Consider the following 4587-nt stretch of genomic DNA (forward strand, 5'->3'; position numbering starts at 1 on the left):
CCCGAACCGGCAGCACGTGGCTGGCGATGATCGGCGGAATCGTCGGGGCGATGGCGATCATCGCAGTGGGCGGATCGGTCGTCTCTCGACGGACTGTGCTACGCGAGAGCGAGATCCTCCGCAGGCGTCCGGGATCATTGCTCGTTCCCATCGTGACCAAGACGTCCCTCGCTGCTGCGGCTCGCGACCTCGGAATGCGGAGCCGGATCATCCCAGGGGTTTCCGCGACGATGGCCATCGATCAGAGCTCGACGGTCCGCTTCTTCATGGGTGCCTCTCGTCCTCGCGCCGTGATTGTCCTGCGGAGAGAGCGCGTTATGGCGGTTCGGCCTGGTCTGCTGCAGGACGGGGCCCGGATCTACCGCGTGATCGAGCTCGTTGCTCAGGGGCCGACTGGAGAGGTCGTCGTACCCATGATCGTCATCAGGCGGGGCGACCTTCTCAGCCGAGCGCTGCCTGAGCTTGCAGTCGAGAACCTCGTGGAGGACGTCCGAAAGACCCTCTTCGACTAAAGCCCGATTTCCCAACGGGCCTGGTGCCGGCAGACCCTTCCGTATGGGGATGGGTTACCGGTCGGGCAGGTGATCCTCCGGATTGATGTCCGCTCGTTGTAGAGGTCCGTCGTAGACGCTGCCGGTGCTCCACATGGCGATGACGGCCCATCCGAGGTCGGCATGTGCGATCGTGCCCTCCGGGATGGTGCGCGAGAAGAGGGCGTAGTCGATCCCGTCGACAGGGAGTACCGAGACGGTCCATCCGTCTCGGTCTTGGGCGAGAGCGAGCGAACGAGCTTCGACTTCCTCGATCACGGCGACCCCATCGCGCTTTCGGGAGTCTGTGGGGAGCGTGCCGAGGAGGAGACAGCCGGCGGCGAGGGAGGCGATCGTCACGGGGTCGGTCACCATCCCGTGTACGTGACCGTGGGGTCCGACGCGAGTCCCGGGGCGCACCATGGTGCGGACCGAGCAGCGCGCGACGTGCAGTCCGCGATCGATCGCGATCGTCGTGTCTTCATCGGTGCCGGCGCCATGAGTCGTGGTCCACAGCTCGCGGCCTGACAGGGGGATGAGCGTCTGCATTTGCTCATCCAAGCCTGTGTCCGTGGTCGTGCCAAGGAGTCGTCGCTCATTCACGCTGCCTTACTCCGGTGCTGTCCGTTAGGGGATCGATCACCGGGTCGTCACGCGGTGCGGCCGAGCATCGCAGCGGACGCTGCGGCGCAGTTCTGCGGGCGACGCGCTCGATCGTGTCTTCAGAGCATGGCGGCCTACCGAGGCGACTGCTTCAGAGGACTTGTCCGTCACCTATGGCTTTGGGGCCTTCAACGATAGTGAAGGCCGCTCCGGCGCTGAGGGAGCTGTAGTCGATGTCGTACAGAAGCTGAAGGGTCACTTCGCTCGTCTCGCCGGGATCGACTTCAGTAGCCTCGCTGCTGCGCACGATCACGCCGAGATGCGTTCCGTCGCCGCCGACGACGACATGAGGTCGGTACCTTCCGTCGAGACCGATGGGCGCCTTCGGCCGCCGTCGCTGATTGGACGGAGACGGATCCTCGCGCGAACCGTTCTCGCGTCTGATTGCGGTGGTGTCACCGGCTGACCACTCTGCCCACTGTTCGATGCATGGACTGATCATCGCAGCCGCGCTTCGCGTCCCGGATTGGGATCGTTCAGCGCTTCGGTCGCAGGGGCAGGCCGGAGCTAACTGGTGGCGTCCGTGACGAGCTGTTTCTCCGTGAGCAGTTCGCGGAGAGCTGTGCGGGCGCGTTGGTATCGTCCACGTGCGGTGCTGGCGGAGAGGCCGAGGATCCTGCCGGCATCGATGACGGTGAAGCCGTCCCAGAGCACGAGCTTGATGAGCTCCGCCTGGTCGGGAGCGATCGCGTCGAGCGCGCGTCGGACGTCGAGATGCTCCGCGGTGGGCTCCTCGAGTGGCATCGCCCGCAACGTCCCGGCGAGCTTCATGGCCAGATCGGAGCGGCGGGCATTTCCCCGCTGAGCGTTGGCAAGGGTGCGGCGGGCGACGCCGAACAGCCACATGCGTGCTTGCTCTGGATCCGTTGGGATGGAGTCGACTTTGCGCCAAGCGACGAGGTAGGTGTCGCTGAGCAGATCCGCTGCGTCCGCGACGGGCGAGACGCGGCGCTCGAAATAGCTGAGCAGGTCAGAGGCGTTGGCGAGGTAGACGGCCTCTAGGACGGCGGTCCTTTTGGCCTTCACGGCGCCTGCTCCTCTGTGATGTTGCAGCCGCCGGCCGATTCGACGGAGACGCCTTCGCCGTATCCGGCCTCTCTGAACTGCTCGATGATGCGGTCCGCGATCAGCCGGGTCACCGCGATCCCAGGATCCGCGGTGAAGCCACGGGCGTCTGCCTCTCTTTGCTCCTGCTCGATGGCGGTACGTCTGGCCTCGGCGTCGACGCTCGCGATCGTCGGGTCCCAGTCGTGGGTACTGAGGAACACGCGCGCTTCGCGCGCCTCACGCTCGACGTCTGCGCCCTGGCCGGCGGAGTAATCCGGCTCGACCCGAATCGCGACCTGGCAGAGAACATTGCCCTGCCCGTCTCCAAGGTCGAAGGAGCGCTGGACGGCTGCGTCTGGGGTGAAGCCTGCCCAGTCGAGAATCGCGGGGCCTGCCACTGCGCCCGTGACGCCAAGGCTCAGGCCGGCGACGCTCAGCGCGCCGACCAGCCACAGGTTGCGACGTCGCCGCGGACGACGAGTACTGTCGCCGACCTCCTCGACCGCCAAGCGAGCAAGACGGTCCGCATCGCCGCGTAACGCGGGATACGACTGCCGGGTCGGCGGCACGGCACGGCGAATCAGGTCGTCGAGTGGGTCGGCCACGGGTGCTCCGTTTTGGGTGCTCATACCGATTACATGTCCGGCACCAGCCCGAACGTAATGGGAGCCGTGCGAAACGGCCCCATCCGTCCGGTGAACGATCGTTCACCGGCACGGTTCCGCCAAGGATCCGTAGTGCTGAACGCGACAGTGGGGAGAGTAGGACCGCAAGGCACAGATCCGATCGACGTGGGCACAGAGGCCCGGTTGTTCAGCGCTGAGCTTCACTATCTCGCCATCAGGTCAGAAGTTCGTCCATCTGCGATCGCCTGCCCCTACTGTGTAGCGATGAGGCACCGTCCCATCAGCGCAGTAGTTGGTCTTGTTCTCGTGGCGTCTCTCGCAGGCTGCGCCCCGATATCTGGGGAGGACCCTCGCATCACTCAGTGGCGTGCAGAGCGCCAAGCGGATGTGGAAACGGGCCGTGACGTTGTTGCGATCCTCTCGCTGAACGCTAACGCCGACGATGATGGTGGCCACGTCGAAGCGACTCTCGCGCGACCCGCCCTGCCGACAGCGATCACCTTTGAATGTCTCGGGGACGGAGTGATCGATCTCGAGATCGGATCGCTGTCCACGGCAGGAGGCCCGACGACGAGGACGACGACGACCCTCGAGGCGATCGACTGTGCCGATGGCCCGCACGAGATCGACCCGGCGTCGCTCGGCGAGAAGCCGATTTCGACTGTCGAGGCCACCGCGTCAAACGCGGACGGCGACACGGCCTGGTTCCTGACGATCCACGGGGACATCAACGCTTCCTGAGGTCGGCGTGACTTCTACACCGGCCACGGCGGCGGCTCGTCCCGTATGGGGATCGCCTACGGTCGGTTGAGTTCGACTAGTCGACGGTTGTAATCGGCCAGTTCGTTCCGCATCTGCTCGATCGACCTCGGCGTGAAGCGCCTCACTTGCAAGTCAAGAATCGCATTGGCCACCACGTCGCTGACCTCGAATGCCGCGGCGACGGCTGCCCTCTCGTTGTCGCGACCTCCCGAGACGTTCGCGCACACCTGAAACAGCTTCTCGGGGTTCTCGATCGCTCTGATGTAGCCGTTGAGGATCTCGGTGAGTGCCACCAGGTTGTGACGTTCTTCGTCGTCCTTCATGCGGCCACCGTACCGGCCATGGCCGCCGCTGCGGGCGTCCGATGAGGGGTTGCTATCCGGACACCCGCGCAGCGCCGGCCAACGTCTTGACGTCGACCAGGTGTAAAGCGCGACGTCGACGGCTGAGCGGCGGCCGACATCCGCGCAATTGCGCGGCGCAGCGCCCGCGTGCAGAGGAGTGCGAACACTGACAATCAGTGTCGTTCCTCGCGGTCGCCTGCACGACTCTTCGTGCCGTTGCGGCACTCGTGCAGACGACCGTGAACATTCGAATGCTCGAGGTCGTCTGCACAAGCGACGCGAGCATGGCGTCCTTTGCCCGGTGGGGCTAGGGGATCGGTCGGCTCGCCCAGGCTGATTCTGTAGGAGGTCGCTTCTAGCGTGGATCGAGGCCCTGGAACGTGTTGGGGAAGTTGTCGAGCCAGCGCCATCGGTCGATCGGCCACGTGATCGCGACGGCTCGGCCTGTCACGTTGTCGATCGGGACGAAGCCCTTGGAGGGCGTGCCCTGTTGGAGGCGGGAGTCGGCGGAGTTCTCCCGGTTGTCGCCCATCACCCAGAGCCCATCGGCAGGCACGGTGACATCGAACGGGATACTCGACGCGGCCGGGGCGTTCTCGCCGTCCTTGATGTACG

Annotated in this window: 8 protein-coding genes; 2 read left to right on the forward strand and 6 right to left on the reverse strand. The window is 65.3% G+C overall.

The window, feature by feature from the left end:
• The coding region (locus C5C54_RS17245) for a hypothetical protein (protein WP_219812225.1) at positions 1-512 on the forward strand (512 nt) is incomplete at its 5' end.
• Positions 513-566: 54 nt separating this feature from the next.
• Here the strand turns inward: C5C54_RS17245 and C5C54_RS17250 are convergent.
• The 4 genes from C5C54_RS17250 to C5C54_RS17260 form a co-directional block, all read right to left on the reverse strand.
• A complete protein-coding gene (locus tag C5C54_RS17250) occupies positions 567-1079 on the reverse strand; it encodes a hypothetical protein (protein WP_104263136.1) in 513 nt (170 codons plus the stop codon).
• 205 nt (positions 1080-1284) lie between these two features.
• Positions 1285-1446: a hypothetical protein gene (locus C5C54_RS18110; RefSeq protein WP_181027273.1), complete on the reverse strand. Its 162-nt coding sequence runs from the start codon at positions 1444-1446 to the stop codon at positions 1285-1287.
• 254 nt (positions 1447-1700) lie between these two features.
• Complete coding sequence (locus C5C54_RS17255; protein ID WP_104248170.1) at positions 1701-2219, reverse strand: RNA polymerase sigma factor; 519 nt, start codon at positions 2217-2219, stop codon at positions 1701-1703.
• A complete protein-coding gene (locus C5C54_RS17260; RefSeq protein WP_104288882.1) occupies positions 2216-2845 on the reverse strand; it encodes a hypothetical protein in 630 nt (209 codons plus the stop codon). Before C5C54_RS17260 ends, C5C54_RS17255 begins: the two co-directional genes overlap by 4 nt.
• Positions 2846-3388: 543 nt before the next feature.
• On the opposite strand from C5C54_RS17260, the gene C5C54_RS17265 reads away from it, so the two are divergent.
• Positions 3389-3607, forward strand: coding sequence for a hypothetical protein (locus tag C5C54_RS17265; RefSeq protein ID WP_104263138.1), 219 nt, complete (start codon positions 3389-3391; stop codon positions 3605-3607).
• A gap of 56 nt (positions 3608-3663) precedes the next feature.
• Here C5C54_RS17265 and C5C54_RS17270 read toward each other — a convergent pair whose 3' ends face one another.
• Together C5C54_RS17270 and lepB are read right to left on the reverse strand one after the other, a co-directional pair.
• Positions 3664-3951, reverse strand: a complete 288-nt coding sequence (locus C5C54_RS17270) for a hypothetical protein (RefSeq protein ID WP_146078895.1) — start codon at positions 3949-3951, stop codon at positions 3664-3666.
• Positions 3952-4327: 376 nt separating this feature from the next.
• On the reverse strand, positions 4328-4587 hold a 260-nt coding region (gene lepB, locus C5C54_RS17275; RefSeq protein WP_104288884.1), incomplete at its 5' end, for a signal peptidase I.

The sequence above is a fragment of the Rathayibacter sp. AY1F2 genome, assembly GCF_002930885.1.
Taxonomy (GTDB): Bacteria; Actinomycetota; Actinomycetes; order Actinomycetales; family Microbacteriaceae; genus Rathayibacter.